We start from the raw sequence: 21,619 nt of genomic DNA on the forward strand, positions 1-21,619 counted from the left end.
TCACGGTCGCCATGAGCGGAGAATTTCGAGTTGCGCGCGTGGCGGCAGCAGCTGGGTATGACCGGATAGCTGACGTACCTGGATCACGGCCTCAGTGAATTCGGTGTCGATGAATTCGATCAGTTGAGGAGTGAGTAGTCCGGCGGCAGCGAGCGGCGCCAGTTTGACGGTGTCGTTCATGACCCGCTTGAATTTTTCGACCCGGGCGAATCTGACCATGTCGGGGCCACCGAGTTCGCGGGGCACCTCGATCCCGGAAATGAGATGGCCCAACCGGGCCCAGTCGTAGGCGCTCGGACCGGTGACGGCGAGTTCCCAGTCGAGCAGTGTTACGTGGAGCTCGTTGCTGATGAGGAAGTTTCCCTCGTTCGGGTCGGCGTGCAGGATGTGGTGGCGGGAGTCCCGCATCAATCGAGCATCATCGATCAGGGGCTCGAAAGGATTTCCAGGGAGCAGGCCGAACTCATCGAATAGGCGACCGAACTGGTCATAGTGCGGTCGATAGAAATTCTCTGTGTACCAATCGATATGGTTCAAGTACCATCCGCCGGTGTCCCCCTTCCGGACGCCCGGTGGCATCAGTTGAGCCAGCAGCGGATGGTCCTCCGGCATCGCGCGTAGCTGCTCGTGGATGTTCGCGAAGGTCCGCAGTATCAGACCATGATGGGATCGGATTGTCCTCGCGTCGGCTCGCCGGAATGTCTCGGCGAGATTGGTTCCCCGCGCGAGCCTTTCGATGAGAATCGGCGCCGATTCGTCGATGACGCGCCCGTCCGGCATGCGGCCGGTGACGACTTGCAGCAGTTGAGGTGCGTTCCGAACGTATCGAGAGATGGCGGGGAGGGTTCTGTGTTCGGGGCCGAAACGTGGGTCGTAGCTGCCGGTACCGGAGTGACCGATGCGCAGGACCAAGCCGAGGTCTTCGAGGACGACTGTCGTGTTATATGTCCCCGACAGCGCATCGTGGAGCAGTGGTTGCGCTGCTCGGTACACCGCCAGGCCCTCGTCGCGAGTCATGGTCGATCCCCGGCTGCCCTCCAGCGGTCGGTATTCGTGCGCGGAGAGCAGCTGAGAGAGATCGCGGACGGCGGTGGGCGTCTCGATCAGCGGAGCAGTTGATCGGCTGGAGACGTCGGGCGCGGTTTCGATGTCGGCGTCTTGTCCGACAGTGATCAACCCTATGGTGTTCGGATCCCCGTTCTGGTCGCGGTGGGGGTTGAGCGTGTACACATGTTCGGTGCCGATATTGAGCTGACTGGCGGTGAGTAGCCGGTCGCCGGACGAGCCGGGGACGAGAACGATCTGGTCCACGGCTCGACTGAGCAGCAGAGTATCGGTGGCGGAGCGCAGTACACCGATGCCGTCGCCGTGCCCGATCACGGTGAACAGTCGCAGCGCGTGAGACCAGCTGTCGTCGCGGTCGTCGAGGGCCAATTCGCGGGTTGCGTCATAGACGATGAGTTCCCGCGCCACGATGTCCCCGGCTACGTCTCGGGCCGCCACGACGTTGTCCGTTGCCACAGCGTGCGGCTCCGCGGTATGCGAACCCGCGGCGACCCCACGCGGTGGGCCGACAGTGAACATGATCGCTACGCGGGCGTCGCGGGGCGCGTGCTCCCGCGCCTTCTCGTACTGCTGGCAGGCGCGAACCGACCAGTGCGACAGATCGGTGACAGGTGTGTCGGCGCCGGTGACGTTGAACGCCGTGAACGACGCGCTGTCGGCTTCGCCGATCGAGACGACAGCTCGGCCCGTGCCGCCTTCCGCTACGGGATCGTAGGAGACCAGCAGTACGGGTGGCGAACTGGATCCGGGGATGGCGAGTCCGTGGGCACCGCGTCTGAGTTCTGCCAACTCGTCGCGGAGCACGGCGAGTTCGAGTCGGCGCTCGGGCGCGACCCGGGGAGACTCGAGGTCACGGGCGAGCGACAGCCGATTCGCCAGATCGCGGGCTCGATACTCGATGCCTGCGGCAGCCCCGATGAGGTGGGGATACTGTCTCAGCACCGCCAATTGCATCTGCGACACCGAAAAGTCCGTGGCTCCCGCCAACAAAGTGCCGATCGGTACGTGCCCGCTGGTCCATCTTCCGAGTTTGTACCACCAGCGCATGTTCTTCCCGACGCTGTCGAACACGCCATCGAACAGATCAGGGGAGTCGCTGTGGCGCAGCAATGACCGAATATCGGCCTCCGAACCGTGGACTTGTTGCAGCAAGTCGAGTGCGGTTGCTGCGTGTGCGCGTTCGTCAGCGGTGGTACGCCAGTCCCACGGTAGGTCGGCGTCCAGACGGTGCCACTCGCGAGCGTAGTCGATCCCCGGACTCTGACTGCCCAGTCCCCACAGCGCCCGTACTCCCCAGCGGAATGACAGGTTGAGGGCGGAGTCCAATTCGTCGCTGAAATAGTCCGACAGGATTTCATGCATTTGCCGCGCTCGAACTTCGAGCGGACGGCGGGAATGCGCGACGACGATGTCTTCGTACAGTCTATGTACGCTGTCGGCGGCGTCCTGGAGCGCATAGATGGCAAAGTTGTCTGTGAAGCGAGTGGTGGCGTCGGCCAGCAGGTCGTCGACCTGCCTCAGGTAATCCAGCCCCAGGGCGGAATTGCTCGTGGGGAGTAGGTAGAACGCCGCATCGAGCAGATCAGGAAGGGCAGTGGCGATCGTCGCGGCGAACAGTCGGTCCGAGCCGGTTCGCGCCCGATCGAGCGCAGCGGCGTGGATGGGCAGCGACTCGAAGATTGCCTCATACCTCGGTGAGAGGGCCTCACCGGATCGCGGCTGTAGCAGCGCGTCCATGACATAGGCCCAGTCCGCGACCATTCGAGCCACCGTCCCGCCGCGCACCCCGTCCCCCAGGAAGGACTCCACCAGCCGCGAATGTTCCGGAACGAGGGCGTCACCCGGCGGGAACGAACTCTCCTCGAGCCGGATGCCGGGCTGGTCGGCCTCCTCGATATGGCGTGCTATTTCCGCGACATGTGCCGGGACCGTATGCTGCCCCGCACCCACAGACCAGCGGTGCGCAGTGGACGTGCGGGTTACAGCGTATGCGGCGTCGAGCACGGCGGTCATGGCGCTGTGCAGGTGGGCAACGGTGCGTCGGTTCGCTTGCAGCCAGGGCGCTATAGCGAACAACTCCCGGTAAGTGGTCGGGGTGGTAGCAGGAACACTGTCGCTGAAGCGGAAAGTCGCTTCCGTTACGATCGCGCCCAAAAGGCGTGCGGGATTGATCACATGGTCGGTCACCGGTGCCGGATCGCCGCGATGAATGGCCGCTATCCGCTCGGTGATCGTGTGGGTGAACATGGCCAGCAGGTTGCGAAGGTTGTCGTCGGAGAGGCGTGCGGCCCAATCCCTGAGGCCGTCGAATGTGGCCTCGACGCGGAAGGTCGACAGCGCGGCGCGGGCGATTCGCTCGGCTTCGCTTCGTCCGTCGCCGAACGCGCCGCCGTTCGGGTCACCTGGATTCGCGGCATGCGCCACCACGCCGGCGGGCACACCGCGCCGCAGGCCGCCCAAGGGATCCGTTACCGCCGGGTCCGGACCGAAACCGAGCCCATCCAGACCACGGGCACGTTGCGGTGGAAGATCCAGCACCACAGCCGGATCGAAGGTCGCCCGCGGATCGGTGCCCGGACGGAACGCATGCGCGCGCCCAACGGTCCTCTGGCGGCGTGCCTGCCCTCCCGGGTCGACCGGTGGCGCGGAAGGGCTACTCACCCCGGGACGGCCCTCGATAGGCCCATCGCCGGGCGCCGGCTCCGCGCCGGGCGTAGGCGGTGAGCCAACGCCGTTGCGGATCCGGGCCACCGCCGCATCACCTTCGACCGAGCTTCTGCGGAGCCACTCGAGTTGCGACTCGCTGTCGGTGGTCCCTTCCGGCACTACTTGCTGTGGTTGGTCAGCGGCCCCGACTGGGGTAGCCGCATCGGGTAGGGCTCGCGGGCTGGACGGATGGGCAGGGTGGTACTCGGCGGCGCCGTCTCCCGCTCGGCCGAGCGGAACGATCAGTTTGCGGCCGCCGTGGCTGCTGCGCGCCGGTGGTAGTACCGCGGTGACGTCTCGGCATACCGCGCAGCTGTCCAGGTGGTCCTTGACCTCGGCGCCGACTCTGCGGCCGAGGCCTCTGAGTGCCCAGGTGCCGAGCCGCTCGATTGTGGATCGGCATGAGTTCGGCAGGTGATGGGATAGTTCGTGGAGCAGGACCCGGCTGGCTGCTACACCGTGACGGCGCAAATATGGTCGGACGACATCGTCCAGGTACTGCACTTCGAGCGGCTTGGAGGCGATCTTGTCGAAGATGGCGACGGTCAGGTAGCGCGTGAGCAGGAAGTCGGGGGACTGCGGTTCCAGTTCTCGGCAGCCGGGATAGTGCACGGTCCACAGTGCGTCGTGGCTGAACATCAGCCACAATGCGTACTCTTCCGGAGTGAGGACGGGATCCCGTCCCGCGACCATGAGGTTGTAGCCTTCGGCATACCGCCCCGCCACCATGAGATTGTGTCCCTCTGCGCGCAGCAGGCGGCCCCCGACGTAGGCCATTTCTCCCCGGCGAATCTGCTTGGTCTGGGGAAGCTCATCTCCGGACACTCCCCGCCAGAACTTCTCGAAGATCGTCATCTCGTCCAGATCGGCGCGATTCGACTCGCGGACCGGCGCGTCCGCCCGTATGGTCCGCTTCTTCTCGACCTCGGTTTCCCCGCGGCCCGGAACGACCCGTCGTTGCTGGAGCGTCGCGGGTCCCGGAGTCGCATTGGGCGCCTTCAGCAGCCTCTCGGCTGCGAGTGTCAACCGTACGGCCGCGTCGACCCCCGCATAGAGCGGAGCCCGCCGAATCGCTCGCCTCCTCATCCATGCTTTTCGCTCAGCGCTTTCGATCCACTCCCGGCCGGACAGCTCACCCTCGCGAGGCAGCGGGAATTGCCAGAAGTACCAGAAGATCTCCTTCCACGGACGCAACCGCTCCATGAGTTCTTCGAGCGACGGATCCGCCGGTATCACGTGCGCGGCGGGCACGATCAGCTTGTTGGTCGGGTCAGCGGGGACTACCAGGCCGGCCGGGGTGATCCGAATGCCGCCGTGGGTATTCTCGCGTTCACCGGGCTGCCCGGTGCCGCCTGCCGAACGAGATGCGTCATGGAGGGTTTCGGTATCGGTCGCCGCCGTGTTCTGCGCTTCCGACGTAGGTTCTCGTCGGCGACCTGGCTGATGGAACGCATGCCCGTCCGGCCCCACGTTCGGCCCGACAGCGTGGACCATGCCGAGGTCGAAGCGCTGTCCGTGCGGGGGCGGTACTGTCCCGATGCCCGAGGCCTTCCGTTCGGGAACGTCCAGCCCCAGCGCGGCGGGGCCGGTACCTTCTGGGCGCGGCGCGGGCGGTCTCGCCTGCTGGGTTGTCCCGGTCGAAAGGTCGACCACCACCGGGTAGTGGTCGGTTTCGGTCATCACGATGTGGCCGTTGGCCGTTCGTAGGTCCGCGGTAGCGAGTACTTGGTCCGGCGCGCCGCCCCACGGCACGGTCGCGGTCGCCGGATCGAGCGCGGCGGTCAGCCCCAACTCGTCGATGAGCGGCCGGTATACCGAGCGCGGGTCATCGGTGTTGAAGTCGCCGAGGAAGACGACCGGGCCATCCGCCAGGGAACGCAGACCATCCGCCAGGGAACGCAGCAGCTGCTCGATAGCCCTGGCATGCGCAGCGCCTTCGACATCGTTCTCCTCATAGCTGCGGCCGAAGAAACCGAGCGGCGTCGGGTGGATGTTCACAAACCAGATACCGGCGATCCTGACGGCCTGCGCGTAACGGTCGAACTGCTCGTCCGGTTCCAGCACTCGGCCCCCGAGTGACAGCTCCACCCCCGTGGCAGGCAGCAGTATGTTGTGAGCGGCCTCGATCGGCAGATCGGTGAACACGGCGAGGCTGATCGCCTTGCTCGTATCCATGTGCGACGGGCACATCACGGTCTCGTGGACGTTCCGATAGCCGAGCATGCCCGCCAGTTGCCGCGCGTTCGAACCGTCCGGACCGACCTCCGATTCCTGGAAGAAGACGATCTCGGCGCCGATCTCGGGCAACCGGTCGACGAAATACGGCAGATCAGGGATGTAGTCGAATGCCTCTTCCGAGCGCGAACGGCGAGCGCCGGCGAAATTCCAAGTGACCACCCGCAGTGGGCCGGCATCGGCCACAACTTCGGCGGCATCGTGATGCGTCGGAGCGGGCCCGGCTTCCGATTCCGAGGCCCGTTCACCGAGAGCCGCGGCGGCACGATCGACGATGTTCGCGACGCTGTCGCCCAGGGGACGGCTCTCGCTCGGCCGATAAACGGTGCGACCGGATCGCGGCGTTTCGGCGCCGTCAGCGGCGACCTCCAGAGTCCACCGGCCGGACCGGGTGATCGTCGCCGTCGCCGTCACCACCTGGCGGCCTTGACTCACTTCCCGCACCAGCGTCTCCGCCAGTGCCGCCGCTTCGGCCACCGCCGGTCCGATGTGGTTCCAGAAGGGCATATCCGGGCTGATCATGACGAAGGCCAATGCGCGGACCGTGGCCGATGCGTTGCCCATCGGATCGACCCGCACCGTTCGGGTATCCACAACCGGATCGTCAGCGGAATCCGCCGCGGCGCCCACGCGTTCGGGCACGCTCACCGCGTCGCCGCTGAGGTGGAGTTCGAAAACAACTCGGCCGCTGTCGGTGTCGTATGACTCGGACCGCCAGGTCGTCGCTCCGTGCTCCAACGCCTGCACGGTTTCTGGAGACAGGTCGGTGGCGCCGACGTGTTCGACGGTAATCCGCAGGACGTCGGCGTGCGGTGCCTCGACATCGGCCCGGGTGGCCCCGCGCCGAGCGGCATCGGCCGCCACCGCGGTGGCCGTCTGGGCCGCGGCCGCTCTCGCGGCGATCGGCCACTGCGGCGCAATCGCATCGACGGCGGCCCGAACCGATTCCTCCGTCACGGCAGCTTCGGCGGCGTTCTCCGAATCGGCGGTGATCGTTTCGGCATTCGGCAGGACCGACGAGTCCGCCCGAGACTCGGTGCGCTCCGCGGGTTCGGTCGGTGTCTTGGGTTGGTGTGCGGCGGGTGGCTTCTGTGGGCCGGTGGCATGCGCATCCGCGTCCGGGGGCAGGTCCGGATCGATGGCGAACCAGGTACCCGGCCCACGGTTCCGGCCCGGACGCTTCGGCTGCCGTGGCTTGCGCCAGGGGAGGCCGAGTGAGTAACCGCGCACATCCCGGGGTGGTTCAGGCTGTTCGCGCGCTTCGTCCTGGGCCGCCTGTTCGGCCTCGAGCGCACGATCGATACGTCCGGTGAACTGTTCGTGAGACTCGCCGCGCCGCCGCTGCGGCCACGCTGCCTCGATCGGCACCGGGGATTCGACCGGGTTGGCGTCGGTGGCGGTCTTGATGTCGTCGGGAATGTAGCCCAGATCTCGAATCCTGACGAACCTGGCCACGGCGCCGTCGGCGCTACTGGGGTGCATACCGGCGTCTTCGAACGCTGCACGCAGGTGGTTTGTGTCCACATTGCGCATGGCCTCGAGAACCTCTGGTTCGAGTGGGTGTTGCTCGCCCTTGTGGGCGGCGACGAAGGGGGAATCGATCTCGATATCGAATGGATCGGTGGAAGCGGGAAACGACCAAGCGTGGTCGATGAGGACCAGGTCGCGGTGGTCGCCGCGCTTGACGGTGCGCCAGTTGCCCCGGCGGTCCATCATGCCGATGGTGGCATCGATGACAGCCGCTTGCTGCTGCTGGACGACCGAATACTTGTCGATTACCTCGCCTGGTGTGGAATCGATGAACTGCTGGATCATTCCCGGCCCTGAGCGATCTTTCGGGCCGCTGACTCCCTCGGTGCGCGCGGTCGCAGGGATTCGGCCGAAGCCGACAATTTCGCTGAAACGGTAGGCTGCAACCTCGTTGGCGGTGTATGTGTCCAGTTCGGGGTTGGCGCTCTCGGCCTCCTTGTCCGCCCCCGCTTCGGGCTTGTAGATGTTGATCTTCCCGTCGCTCGAAAGCATCTTGCGGACCACCGAGCTGGTGTAGCCCTTCTCGGGGAAGTCGACATCGGTGATCAAGTGCCGGGCCGCCATGGTTGCTTCGGCATCGCTTGGGTTGTAAATGCCGCGCGGTGCTGGGGTGCTCGGGGATCGTGTCGTTGTCGCGGGGTCGATCTCGTTCGGTGCGTCCGGCCCGGTTCGGTCGACTGGAGGGTTTGCGTCGGCCGAATTTCCGGCCTGTGGTTCGGCTTGCCGGTCAGGTCGGCCTCCGATTCCCCATCCCTCCGGGTTCGGGCCTTTCACATGGATGGGGCCGAATGGTTGCTCGGGTGGCTGTGGCACCACATCCAGCTGGTTTTCCCATGCTTTGGGACCGAGGGCATCGATGCCGAATCTCGCGCGGTCCTCCGGCATACCTCCCGCCGGCAGCGGATTCGCCGGCACTCGATCGGTCATACGGTTGCGGGCGGGTCCGGCTGTGGCGTCACCTGTGGACGTCGCTGCTGCAGGCCCGGTCGTGTGTGTCGCCGCCTGCCGCGACTCCGGCTCCGTTTGATGCTGGGTGGGAACGGCAGAGTCATCCATCGCGGTGCCGGACCCGTCCCTATCCGGCCCGCCGATGGCGACGATCCCAAGGCGCACGGCCTCGGCTATCGCCTCTGCCCGGGTGCCGCTGCCGACCAGTTTCTGGCGCGCGTGGCCCAAATGACTCTCGGCTGTGTGGGGAGTGATCTGCAAAATCTGCGCGATGTCCCGGACCGACAGACCCCGTGCCGCCAAGCCGAGCACTTCCACCTCACGGCCCGACAAGCCGGTCTCGGCATGGCCGGATGAGTTCGGACGTGTACGAGATCGATCTGTTCCTATAGGCTTCGACGCCGGCAACGGCCCAGGATGGCTGGCGTGACGGTCCGCGGCTCCGGCGAGCTCGCCGGGGCTCAGGGCTTCCCACCTGTGGAGGACTTCACGTAGGAAAGGGACCGAGTCGAGCGAAGGTTCGCTCGAGGCTCGAGGCTCTGTCGCGGCGAGACGCTGTCGGTTTCGAAACGACCAATCGAATCGCTCGGAAAGATGCTCGGCCAGCGTGGCCTGCGCCGCCAAGGAGAGGTCCACGACCTCGCTTTCGGACATGCCTGTCGCTTCCGCGGCGTCCTCCACGCCGGCACCACCGAGGAACAACAGCCGGCCGACTTGTCTCTGCCTTCCCTCGAGGAAATGCTCGACCGCCCACTGCAGTACCACCGGCTCATCGCGATGAGCAGCTTTGACCACCAGATTCGCTTCTAGGCCGGAGATCGGCTCGTTACTCGCCCGAGTCGACGTGCTGGGGCGTGCCACCGACTTCGGTTCGGTTTCGATGTCCTCGCCTCGGAGTTTGACGATTTCCCTGGCCATTCGTCTGACGGCTCCGGCCACCGTCAGCTCGACCGTGGCCTCTTCGAGACCCAGCGCCAGCGCTATGTCGGCGACCTGTTGCCTGTCCCGAAACAGGCCCACCACGATGCGCCGTGCGGGACCGAGCCGACGAAGCGCCTCCTGCACTTGCTCCGGTGTGGCCTCGGCCATTGCTTGGGAAAGCGGGTTCGCCCGCATCTGAGCTTTGGTGATCGACCGGACGATACGTTTGACGGCTTGGTTGGCGTTCCTGACGACCGACTCCCAGCCGCTGTTTCGCTCCCGGGCTATTTCGACCAGAGATGCCCCGGATTTCAGGCTTCTCAGCACCGCCAACTGGTCGTGCGTCAGTTTGCGCAGCGCGTCTTCCATTTGTCGCGCGGTGGCCTCGGCAATCGCCTGCTCCGAGTCGGGCCGCTCCATCACTGCTGCCAGCGCGGTACAGAGCGCGGTGCGGAACTCGGCGAAATCGGGTGGTGCGACGCGGCGTGTCATCCCTGCCGACCGGTTGGGGGCGGCTACTGCCGGTGCGTTCGGATGGGACGCCCCAGGGCTGTCTGGCGCAGTCGCACCCTTGGACGTGGGAGTGTCGGTGGCTGTGGGCGGCGGTTGATGATCCGGGTCTGCGGGCGGTTCGGATTGCTTGCCGGGAGCGAAACCGCCGCCGTCGGCGTGGGTTTGGGCAAGCTGCTCTACTCGTTTGTGCCTGGGTACCGGGCCGCCGCGATCCCAGGGTGAGCCGCGGTCGTCCAAGGGATTCATCAGGTCAGGGACGCCCCCGATCAGACCTTTGGGCCGGGCGGGGGCGGGTTTGCGTTTCCGGTCCGCACCGTCGGACTCCCCGGTCCGTCGCCTGGTAGCCGGCCCACCATCGACCCGCTGTTCCGCTTGTGGGGCGGAATCACCGGTCGAAGCGGTGTGGTCGGCCGGAAACATCGTTTGGCTTGCGGTGGTGCTCGAAGTCCCTACAAGGCGCAACTCTTGCAGCGTCTGCTCGAGTGCTGGGAAAAAGGCCGCCTCGGGAGCGAGGATGATCAGTGCATCTTCATGCATCTTCCTCGGCAGTTCGTAATCGGGCAACTTCTGCCGCCAACCGGCAATCGATCTGTGCACCGCTGAAATTCGTCGCGCGGCGTCCTGCGCCGGTTGCCAGTGAGACAGGCGACGGGCGGTTTCGGCGAAGGCTCGATCGGCCCGTTCGAGCAAGTCGAGCGCGAGTGCGGCATCACGCGTCCGCATCACATAATGCGTGATCGCCGTGGTCAGAACAGGCAGATAGGAAGCCGCGGCGCGAGCGAAATCATGTTCTGGTCCGCCCTGCGCGTGCGCGAAAGCCGCCGCCTCCGTGGACAGCGACGCCACGGCACGGGTGAACTCGGGATCGAATCCGAGTTCGGATGCCGACGTCAAGCGGCTGTCGATCATCTCGGACCAGTTTCTGCCCTCCGAATCGCGGATTTCGTCGAAATACAGCCGTAGTTCCGCTATCTGTTGAACCGCCGCGTTCGTAAGTCCCACATGTTCATAAACCGACACATTTCCGGGCGTGAGCGACGACTCCTCCGACCAGGGCACGGAATCGAAAGATCGCTCGATCTTGGCCACCGCCCGGCCGAGATGCTCGGGGAACCTGTGCAGGACAGTGGAAATCCGGTCCGCATCCGAGGGATGCGCCGCAGTGGCGCCGAAGGTTCCCGCCACGGTGAAGGCGGTGCTTGCCGCCGCGGTCAGTTCTCGGACAGCAGGTAGCTGGGCGGCCAGCCGACGGCTGACGGCGAACAGCGTCGCATAGTCGTTGATGGGGCCGGGGTGCGTGTCGGCCCTGAGCCGGTGAGCTTGCTCCCACACCAGGATGTTGAGTGCTCGTGCGGTCGCGAGCGCTTCTGCCGCCGGCGGCGGCGCGCCACGCTCGGCTGCCTTCAGATGCTCGATGGCTTCGGCGTGCACGCGGATGAGCAGCGTATCCGCGTCATCGACGGAAAGCGCGGCGGCCCAGGCACGAAGTTCGGCGTAGGTGGTGTCACGGCGTGGAGGAAGCGCGGGGTCGTGGACCGCCCCGGCGCGATCGGCCTGCCCGGCGGTCGAACCTGCTTGCCCTTCCGGTGCCGATAGACCCTGCTCGGCCGCATACTCGTTCACCGCGTCGATGTCGGGGAGGGGGCCATCGGCCAGCAAGGTTGTCAGCAATCGCTTGGCGGCAGCGCCGTCGTGTTGTTCGCCCGGCACGAAAGGAGAACGCCTGCCGTTCATTTGCTGGTAGCGCTCTCGACCGCGTTCGAGGCCGAACAGCACTACCGGGGGTACGTCGCTACCGAGCTGCTTCAGCTTTGCTGCCAACAGTCGATAGCGCAGGCTTCCTGCCCTGACCGTCTCCACCCAGTCCGGCCGCGACGTGAACAGATCCTCATCGAATTCGGGTATGGCGCTCGGTGGCCGCCCGGCCCGCAGCAGTGCCCAGTTCAAGAGGATTCGGGACAACCGGCCGTGGTAATCGCCCATCCCGTGGTGTCCCGAAATGCTCCACAACTGTAGATCTGTCGCGACTTCCCACGGGTCGCGACCGGCGCTGACCGCCTCGTTGTAGGAGCGGCACATTTCCTCCACATCCGCTCGGACGTGATCCGGCGCGGTCCGCCGCGCCAACCTCCGGTGCAATTCGAGGATGAACGACACGCTCAGCGGTTCGTCGAGATGCTGAGTCGCGTAGTGCCAGGCGTCCAGCCAGCTCAGCCACTCCGCGCGCCCGAAGAGAAGTTCGGGCCGATCCTGATCCGCCATGATGGCGAGGTGTAGGAACTTGTCCTCCATGTACAGCGTGGCCAAGAGCATGCGCTCGGCATCGGTTTCGATGTGCAGGGCGCGCTCTAGTTCACGTATTTCCGCATCGAGTACCGCGTCCGGGTCGGTGGCCGCTTCGGGGTCGGTAGTCGGTTCCGGGTCGGTAGTCGGTTCCGCAGTGTCGCCGGCCCGCTGAGGGGTGCTCGCAGTCCGCCACCGGGTAGCGCCCATTGGGGGCGTCAGGTCGACCGCACGCCCGACCGGAAGTACCTCGCCGAGGCGGCGCAGAGCGCGGTGCTGCAACATCTTGGTGGCGCTGCTGGTCTTGTCGATCGCAGCGGCGGTCGCCTCGACCGAAAGCTCCTGCACGAAACGGTGATACAACGTCGCTCGTTGTGCGTCGGGAAGTTGACGGATGACATCGGCCAGAGGTTCTCGATGGTTGCCCAAGATTTCCCGCGTTCGCGCGGGCAACCAGTCCGCGTTCTCCAGTGCCGCCACGATCGATTCGGCATCCGGCCGCACCGACGCGTCCTCCTCCCGCGATGCGGTGCGTTCCGCGGTTTCGGTCGGCGTCACCGGGTGATCACTCGCCGGATCCTCTTGCTCGTCACTGCTCTTCTCACCGCCACGTGAGGGCCCCGAGGCATTTCGAGCGGGAACGTCGCGTGCCGAGTTGGACGTGGCCCGGTGCCACGGGGTCGATCCGCTGGGTTTGCCGTCGCCGGGGGGAAGTGCGCCGGCATCGAGCGGTCGTAGAGCCCGCCCGCGTGCGATGTCCGGATCGGGGGGAACGATATTTTCGCCCAGCTGGCGCTGTCGCGATTCAAGAGTGCTGCCGGTATCGCGGCGGGTCAAAAGCAGAGCATGTGTGGTCTGCGCCGTGAACGGCAGATCCTCGGGGTTGAAAATCGCCTTCGGTCTCGGTGCCTGCCGGTCATGGATCCAGATCTGTTGACCGTCGTTGTGCAGCAGGAACATGTGCCCGATCGCCGCACCTACCGGGCGCGCGTTCACCAGCATGCCCGCACCGGGCTCCAGACCGGCCAAGAACTGCGCGACTTCATCGAGGCCGCCGTCGAACCGCTTGTGATGGGCCCCAGCCAGCCAGGACACCGCTGCTGCTGGAACCGGCCCGTCCACGTCGACCGGGTGCTGCACGTCGAACCCGAGATCCCAGGCATCCGCGAAGGCTCCCACTACACACGGGGGATCCACCGCGCTATCCGAGGGCTGAAGGGGGGCCCGTCGCCACGGAGTCGATCCGCTGGGCTTGCCGTGTTCGAGCGGCGTGGCATCCGCTGCGGGCGGCGTGCCCGGTGAAGCAGTCGCGCTCCACGGCGTCGGTCGGCTGGGCTCGGCGTCGTCGAGCGGTGGGGTACCCGGCACGGACTGTTCGGCCTGCGGAGCGGTCGCGCTCCAGGGCGTCTGCCCGAGGCGGGGCCCCGCGAGGTCGTGCGGTGACGCGTCGACGGCCGGGTCATCCATCGCGTTCTCGGGGTGGGCCGGTTCGCCGGCCGGAGGGGGGTTCTGCCTTGGCGCCCAGGCCACCGCCAGCACGATGCCGTCTCGCACATCGAAACCGCCCTGCACCAGTTCTATCGGTGGCCCGATGAAGTCCAAGCCATCGGCGGGCAGGTGAGCGATGAATGTGTTCGCTTCCAGGTCGATTTCGACGCTGAAATCCGCACCGGAGATCAGCGCTCGAACGAAGGGCGCCACAGTTTCGGCGACGCTGTCTTTTACGGCCCGCACCAGCCGTTCCAAGTGCACCCCGCCGTGGATCAGATCAGCGTTTCCGACACTTTGCAGCCAGGTCCATTCGTCAGCGTTGACGAAGGGCAGCGGTTCCCCATCAGCAACCCTGCGCTCGGTGATCGGTCGGTTTTCTCCGACACCGATGCCTATCGCCAGGAATTCATCAGCCGGGCCCACCGCTGCGGCGGCATATTTGCTCGGCGCATACCTGGAGGTGATGGCGCCGACCACTCCGTTCGGCCATGGCAGCGGGCCGAGGGGCCGGTGGTCGCGCTGGAATCCGGGCGCGTCGAACTCGGAGATGTCCAGAAGACGGAGTGCGGTACGTCCACAGATGAATCCCGGATCGTCACCCATGTTCCGGATGTATCGCTCCCCGAGCACCTCGAAAGCCCGGACGTTGGGTGGCAGCAGACGATGAATCATCGACTCGCCGAACTGGAGCCAAAAGCTTTTGGCCTCTTCGAGTAGCACGACGCCGCCGTCGTCGGCCTCTACCACCGCGGCAGCGTCTTGCGGCGTAGGGGTTTCCGGGTTGTTGTCGATGACCTCGACGGTGAGCTCACGCTCACCGAACGTCGTCCCTTTGACCTGCACCGCGACCCGAACCTCGCCGGTGCTGTCGGCGAGAGCATGCCAGACCCGCTCCGGGACGCCGGACCGCAACTTCGCGATCTGCTCGCCGCTGCGCCATCCGCGCAGGCCCAGCCACTGGGTCACCGCCTGGCCCGCGTCCAACGCGGCATCCATCATCTCGCCTGTGGACAGCCGCTCGCCATCCATGCCTCGAGGGCCTACCGTCAGTTCGAATACAGGAGGCCCGCTGCGCCGCCCTGGGACCACCATCATGGCGTCGTCGGCCGGACCGGGTTCGAGGAGCTGATCTACCCAGTTCGTGTCATCGGGACCCACTCGCACATGCCAGAAGCGGCCATGTGTCAAACCGGGAGCACGAAGTTCGAGCCCGACCCGGCTCACCAATGTCGTGGGGTCGAATGCCATCAGGGGCACGCCGAACACATAGCTCCCGGCGTTCGCCCTGCGTTCGGCCTGTACCAAGCCGTCCCACAAGCGTGTCGCATACCGCAGCTGTTGCTGCTCCGCGGCACTGAGGTCTCCGGGCGGTCGCGAACGCAGAGTCTGCATGAGAAGTTTCAGTGACCGCTCGTTCGCCTCGTTCACTGCCCATACGGGGAACAGGAGATCCCTGGCGCCGATCTCACGCGGATGCACCTTGATCATCGCGGCCTGTTGGTCCGGATCGAGGTCGTTCCACCATTCGGAGATCTCTCCCGCGACGAAGCCGGGGCTGTGGACGTCATCGGTTCGCATGATCCACGCGGCGGTCGCACCCGGTTCGGCCCAGGCCAACGCTTCCTCGGCCAGTTCGATCTCGTCGGGTGTCGGCATCTCCACCTCGCCGGGAACCGCCGCCCGGTTGCCGATCGGGTACATCAGGTGGTCGGCCACCATATCGGCTCGGAACTCCAGTTCCAGCAGCCGCGACACCGCGTCGACGAGGCCGGCGATCTCCGGCGCCGTGACCGCCCCGCGGCCCAGTCGGCGCAACTCGAACAGCAAGTCGTTGGTCGCCGCGTTCGGGCTGTCGGTACGCAGCCTCGCCCAACCGAGAAGGTCGGCCAGCTCCGCATCCGAGCGGGCGGAACGTCTGGCTGCCGGACCCCATTCGCTGAGCCCCCGCACCGCCCTGTCCATTTCGACGGCCACCGGTATGCGCCGACCGATCCACAGGAGCAGCTGCGCGAGATGCTCACTAGTAGCCAATCGATGCCAACCTTCCTCGTCCAGTAGGCGCAACTGGTCTTGGAGACGGTCGATCGCGTTCATGAGCACCGCCGGATCCTCCAGCGACTCCGTGGAGACACCGAGCCGTGCGGCCACGTCCTCTCGTGCCGCATGGCGTTCGGTCGTGGTGGTCGCGATCGCGCTCGGTTCGGCCTGCGCAGACGGCACAACATCGCGAGTCGGGACTTCTGCCGACGGTGTTCGCTCGTCGTCGCCGTCACTGAGAGCCTGATCGAGGTAGCCGTACACCCGCACCGTGTCGTCGGCTTCGAACGCGTAAGTCACTCGGCCGACGGCGCCTGGGATCCGGATGAGCAGCTCCGGTTTGCCGGTGATCGGCACCGATTCCACCCAGAGGGCCGGCGTGCCTTTTCGGGCCAGCAGGAAACCGATGTTGCTGTCTCGAAGCCGGTCGGACGGTATGGTGCCGATCTCGGCGGGAGAGTATTCGGCGATCGGCAGTGTCGCATCGACCAGGGATTGGGGATCCCTGACGGCATCCGGGTCGAGCGGGACCATGATCATCATGTCGTGGGGGAGCGGCATCAGTCCCATCGCGCGAACGACGCGTCGCACGCGATCCGGATCCTCGCGGTCGGCCCCTACGGATGTGCGGGCGTAATCGTTGATCGCCCTGTACCCGAACAGGCCGGAGGTCGGGTCCTTCGCCCACTGCAATGCTTGAAGGGTCTTTTCGTCGAGGCCGGCGACAATGCGGTTCCACCGGTCGCGCGCGAATTCGACGGCCGCTTCCGCGGTATCGAAAGTTGCTATATCAGAGGTCAATTCGGTGATCGCGGCAAAATGCTTTTCCGCAACGGTCAGGGTGTCGAACCGCTCCGGCCGCACGGCCCTGACGTGGACGTCACGATCTCCTTGCCTCTCGCCATCGTCGTCCACAGGCACTGCCGAGACCGGGTGTGATTCCGGGGCACTGTCGAGATGGTCGTGGGCCAACTTGTCGAGACGCTGGGCTTCCGCATTCAGCTCGTGGAACGAAACGGCGTGTGCAACCAGGCTGGTGAGCTCCAGCGCTGCGCCGGCCCGATCGGCATCCGCGGGCGAGGTTGCCTCGGCGATCATCTGCTCCAGCCGCGTGGCCACTTCGTCCGGGTCGAGACCGGGCGGAATCGCCAGCTCGTCGAGAACTTCGTCGCGCTTGCGCGTCAACTGTTCCGGCGGCGAGTCCGGCGTCAAGCCGTCCAGCAACTCCGCGGTGTCCTCGGCGAGGTTGTCGCGCAACTCACGCGTCTGCTCACGCCGGGAATACGCGTGGACGGCGTCCGCGAGCCGCCCGGCGTGCGCATCCCAAACAGCTACCAGTTCGGCCTGCTCGACCACCGTATTCAGCTGCGGATACCGCTCCTCGGCGATCTGGAGCAGCCGTGCGTCCTCCGGCGACCGGTTATCGACCGGTCCGCTACTCGTCTCGAGGATCACCGCCTCGAGGCGCTGGGTCACTTCATCCGGGGTCGCGTCTTCGGGGATGCCCAGTTCTTCGCGCAATTCGTCGCGTTCGCGGGTCAGCTCGACCAATTCGGCCGGATCGACCTCCAGCAGTTCGGCTATGTCGTCGCGCTCCGCGCGCGCCTCATCACGCCGCGCCTCGGCCTCCGCAAGTTCCTGGCGCACCACCTCCAGCCGCTCGGGCCGGTCCCGTCCGGGCCTTCCGAGTGCCCAGGCGTCCAGTCCGACATCGTCGCCGTAGCCTGTGAGGGTGCCGGGGATGTCGTTTCGACGAGGCTTTTTCCGAGGGCGGCTCTCCATCGCGTCTTCGGGGCGCACCGGTCCCTGATACGGAGGTACCGGACGGGCGCTGGGAGCTTCTGAATTCCCGGAAGGCTCGTCACCGGGCTCGATGGCTGACGTCCGCGCCTCGGAGCCGCTCACATGCACACCGGCTTCGGCCAGCCATGGGGTGGTCAAATTCGTGTGTAGGTCGTCGAACGCGGCAGTGAGTTCGGTCGCGGACGGGCCCCAGCCCATATTCGAAACCTCCGCCGAGTACGAGTCATTCGTACGGGTGAGGATCCAAGTGAATTTCCCGGTCGTGCCCTCCAGCAAGTTGAGCGTCAGCGTGATCGACAACTGATTCGCGGACGACTCCACGCTGTCGACGCCCACCCAGTAACCATCGCCGGAACTTCCGAATATCGTCCAGGCCCGGGCTCCGGCTTCATCGATCAATTCAGCGACGGACGGCACAGGCCCGTCCACCCAAGGTCGCCAGACCTTGCCTTGCAGGGTGCCGTGGACGACCTCGACCGCCGAGGGATCGATGTCGTGTGCACGCAGCCATTTCCGGAGTTGCGCACCGAATTTCAGTTGCTTCGCCAGGTCCTTCGGACCGTCCAGGAACGTACCACTGGTGAAGTTCAACTCCTTCAGGACGCCGTCGCGAATCTTCCAGTAGCCGAAGGCTATCGGCCCATCGGCGGGGTCGTCATAGGTGCTGTACAGCACGCCGTGCGGCGTACCCACCCGCCGCATGGCGTCGAACACCTCGCTGTAGTTCACCGACCGGATGTCCTCCGGGGCGACCCCGATCAGGAAATACTCGTGACCGTTGGTGTTGTACAGCCCGTTCGGCCCGTAGAACAGCCCGTCCCTGACCGTCGGCTTCCAGATCCCGGCACCCCTGACCGCCTCCGGCTTGTAGAACTCCGATACGAGCGGTGGAGCGACCTCGTATTCGGCAGGTGCGGACTCATCCTGCGGCGCACTCGCTACGACGGCGCTCGGGATGCTCTGCGGGCTGTCCGATGGGTGCCCCTCCGACTGCTGTCGCGGGCCGCTCGAGTACTCGGAGGCCATCGACCAGGGGATGCCTGCCTCGGCCAGGGCTGCCTGTAATGCCTCGTCCGGAGGCTCTCGATGGAACACCACATGGGCGATCTCGGCGAGCGTGACACCACCGTGGATCTGGGCCTCGATGTAACTGTTGCGAAGGAACCGCTCTCCGGCGTAGTCGCGGTCGATGCCTTCGAGTCCGAAGTAGGCGAGCTCGCCATGGTTGCTCGGGGTGGCCGCGAACGACTCGGGCTGCGGATCGGTGACCCTGCTCGGGATGGCCTTCACGCCCCAGGGACTGCCGATGCTCGCCGTCGTCCTCGACGCCACCTCCGATTCGAGTACGACGTCCACGTCGCCGTGCTCGTCTGCCATATCGCCCTCGTGCTCCCACGAGCCACGGGTCGTGCGGACACGTGCGTATACCGGCCGCAATTCCACCGCGAGATCACGCGCGTAACCGAACAGCTCCTGTTCGAGTTCCGCCCTGCGCTCCAAATACGTTCGCCCGAGTAGGCTTCGAGCCGCGGTTTCGAAGACTGTCTTGAACCTGCGACTGGCGATGATGCGCTGGAGAGTCGCGGCTCTGACCCGAATAACGATCTCGCCGCTGAATGCCTGTTGTAGCTCCTCGGTCATCAGAGCGCGGAGTCGCTCCGGCGTGATATCCAACTCCGCCGCCAACGCCGCGGCCCTGCGCTCATTGCCGACGTAACGCTCGGCGTAAGCACGCTCCCCGTCGTCGGGGATGCGCCGTTCCGCCTCGGCCCGCAGCTCCTGCGCCTGCGGATCATCCGCTTTCTCCGCATCGAGGATCCGGTGGAACAGCTCCACAGCTTCGTCGCTCGGCCGACGAAACTCCGGTACGGGACTGTCGGCGGCCGGGGGCTGGTTGTCCCCGTTGTGTGTGGATTCGGGTGACTCAGCGGTGTCGTTGGGCGAGGTGGTTTCGTCGCTCCCCGGTTGCGATTTGCCGGTGGGTTCCTCGGGTTCGCCCGTTCCGGAAAGCTGGTCGGTGACGGGGTTCTTGTAGTTGAATACGCCCCACTCGAGTCCGTCCGGTCCGATGCCGCTTGTCGTTGTCCGGTGGCGCTTGCGTGCGGGACGCTCCGGTGCGAACGGATCGACGGCCTGAAAGGACACCACCGGGCCGGGAGACGGATTGCCGCCGCCGGGCCGCAATCGCTGCTCGGGACGGCTGGACGGAGTGCTGCCACCAAGCCGGAATTCGGCTCGTTGGGCAGCTACAGCGGTGATGTTGTCTTTCGCCTCGGCGTCGAAACCGAGTTGTACGAGGGCTGCGGACACGGCGAGCAGGTCGCCGGGAGACGCGGCCCAAGCCTGGCGGACGACATCCGCGAGATCATCCGCGGTGGGGAACTTTTCCAGCACGCCATCGGAAACCAGCGCGACCACACCGTCCCCTTCCAGGTCCGCGAAGGTCTTGGCGTGGGACTCCATTCCGATTGCTTTCCTGCCGAGCGCGCGATTGATTCCCTCGGCCAATGCCGACCGTGACGCCTCCTCTTCGGACCAGCCGAACGTGTCCATCAGATCGGGGATATTGGAGTCGTCTCGGGTGAGCTGCTTCGCGGGGCCGCCGTCCAGTGGGAGCCAGTACGCCCTGCTGTCGCCGACCCAGTCCACCGTGACCCGGTCTTCCTCGATCAGCGCCAGCACGATGGTGCACACCGGCGGATTGTCGTGTCCGGCGTATTCCGTGGCTGCCAGATCGAGCACGAATTGCTGTGCCGCCGCCGTCGACTCCTGGGCGATAGTCGACGGAACGAATTCGCTTCCTGCTTCGATCTGGGACAACGCCTCGACCGCATGGTCACGCGCAGCGTCGACCGCACCTCGGGCCGCGCGATGCCCTCTCGAAGCGGACGTGCCGTCCGCCAGTACCGCGACGGCGACCGGCTTGCCGTTGACATCGACAACGGCGATCGCGAACGCATCCATGTTCGTCGGATGTCGCTCGTCGGGTGTGCCGCCGATGTCGCTGACGCCGGCAACCGCGCCCAGATCCGACTCGACGTGGCGGCGTGGTTCCGGGTCACCTTTGTCCGCTGGGGCCGGCCCGACTCGTACCGGCCGCCGCTCGGCTGAACTCGATGTCTGTCCGGCCTCCGGCCATTTCACGGGTTCGGGCTGCGGTGCCTGCTGCGGCTCGGCTGGTGCCTCTGGGTTGGGGACGGCGTCCTCGGGCTCGCGGGGCGCTTCGGGCCACACGACTTGCTGCGGCTGTACCGGCGCACGGTTCGCCGGCTCGGGCTGCCCCTGTGCGGAGTTCGGCGGCGTGGCGATACGCGGATCAGGCGTACCGTTCTGTTGGGGCGCGGGTGGTGGTGCGATGCGGGGATCGGGCGCCGTGCCTTGCTGCCAGGGCGTCGGACTCGGCTTGTTCGGGCCGGCCGACGGAGCGCCGTCGTCGTCCGCGTTCGGAGGCGGGGGAGGTATCAGGACCCCGTTCTCGTCGAACAGGGCGACCCAGGCCTTTCGTAGAATCGTGTCCAATCGCGCTGTGTTCGTGGCGCGCTCGATCGGCCGCAACTGGGCCACAGCCGGGTTGATCTCGATGATCGGGCCGCCGCTGTCCTTCGTCAGTACCAGCACCGTGTCGGTATTGAATTTCGTCAGCAATCGCACGATCGCGGTCGCCTTGGCGGGCATCTGGTCGACGAGGTCGAAAGCCTCGGTCAACGAATCGAGCTGATGCAGGTTCTGGTCGCCCACCGCCCGCGCGAGGTCTCCTCGGGAGTAAATGGGGCTGGTATCCCGCACTCCGGTGGGAATGGTGACGACCTGTCGTCCGTAGCGGTCGTTGACCACCTGGAATGCCAGTCGCGCCTCTTCTGGCTGGATGATGAATTCGGCACGCTCACCAGGTGGCGTTCCGCGCAGAGCGGACGGATCGGTGTGCCTCGGCGCGAGTGCCCGGCCGGCGCGGTCGCGCTCGGCGCGCAGGTCGTCGCGCCGACGCGTCAGCTCGGCGACAGCGGCGGGGGAAAGGTCCGGGTCGGCGAGCCGATGCTCCAAGCCGAGGACCGCCAGCTCCAGTGTGAGCCAACGGTGGGCGAGTGCG

The 21,619-nt window shown here is 66.1% G+C and carries 1 protein-coding gene (running past one end of the window); it reads right to left on the reverse strand.

The features are described from left to right. On the reverse strand, positions 1-21,619 hold the 3' portion of the coding sequence (locus ACFV2O_RS02735) for a LuxR C-terminal-related transcriptional regulator (RefSeq protein ID WP_379250156.1). It continues 9,836 nt past the right edge of the window; 21,619 of the gene's 31,455 nt are visible here — the last part of the coding sequence; its start codon lies beyond the right edge, outside the window; it ends in the stop codon at positions 1-3.

The sequence above is a fragment of the Nocardia sp. NPDC059691 genome, from assembly GCF_042733915.1.
Lineage (GTDB): Bacteria > Actinomycetota > Actinomycetes > Mycobacteriales > Mycobacteriaceae > Nocardia > Nocardia sichangensis.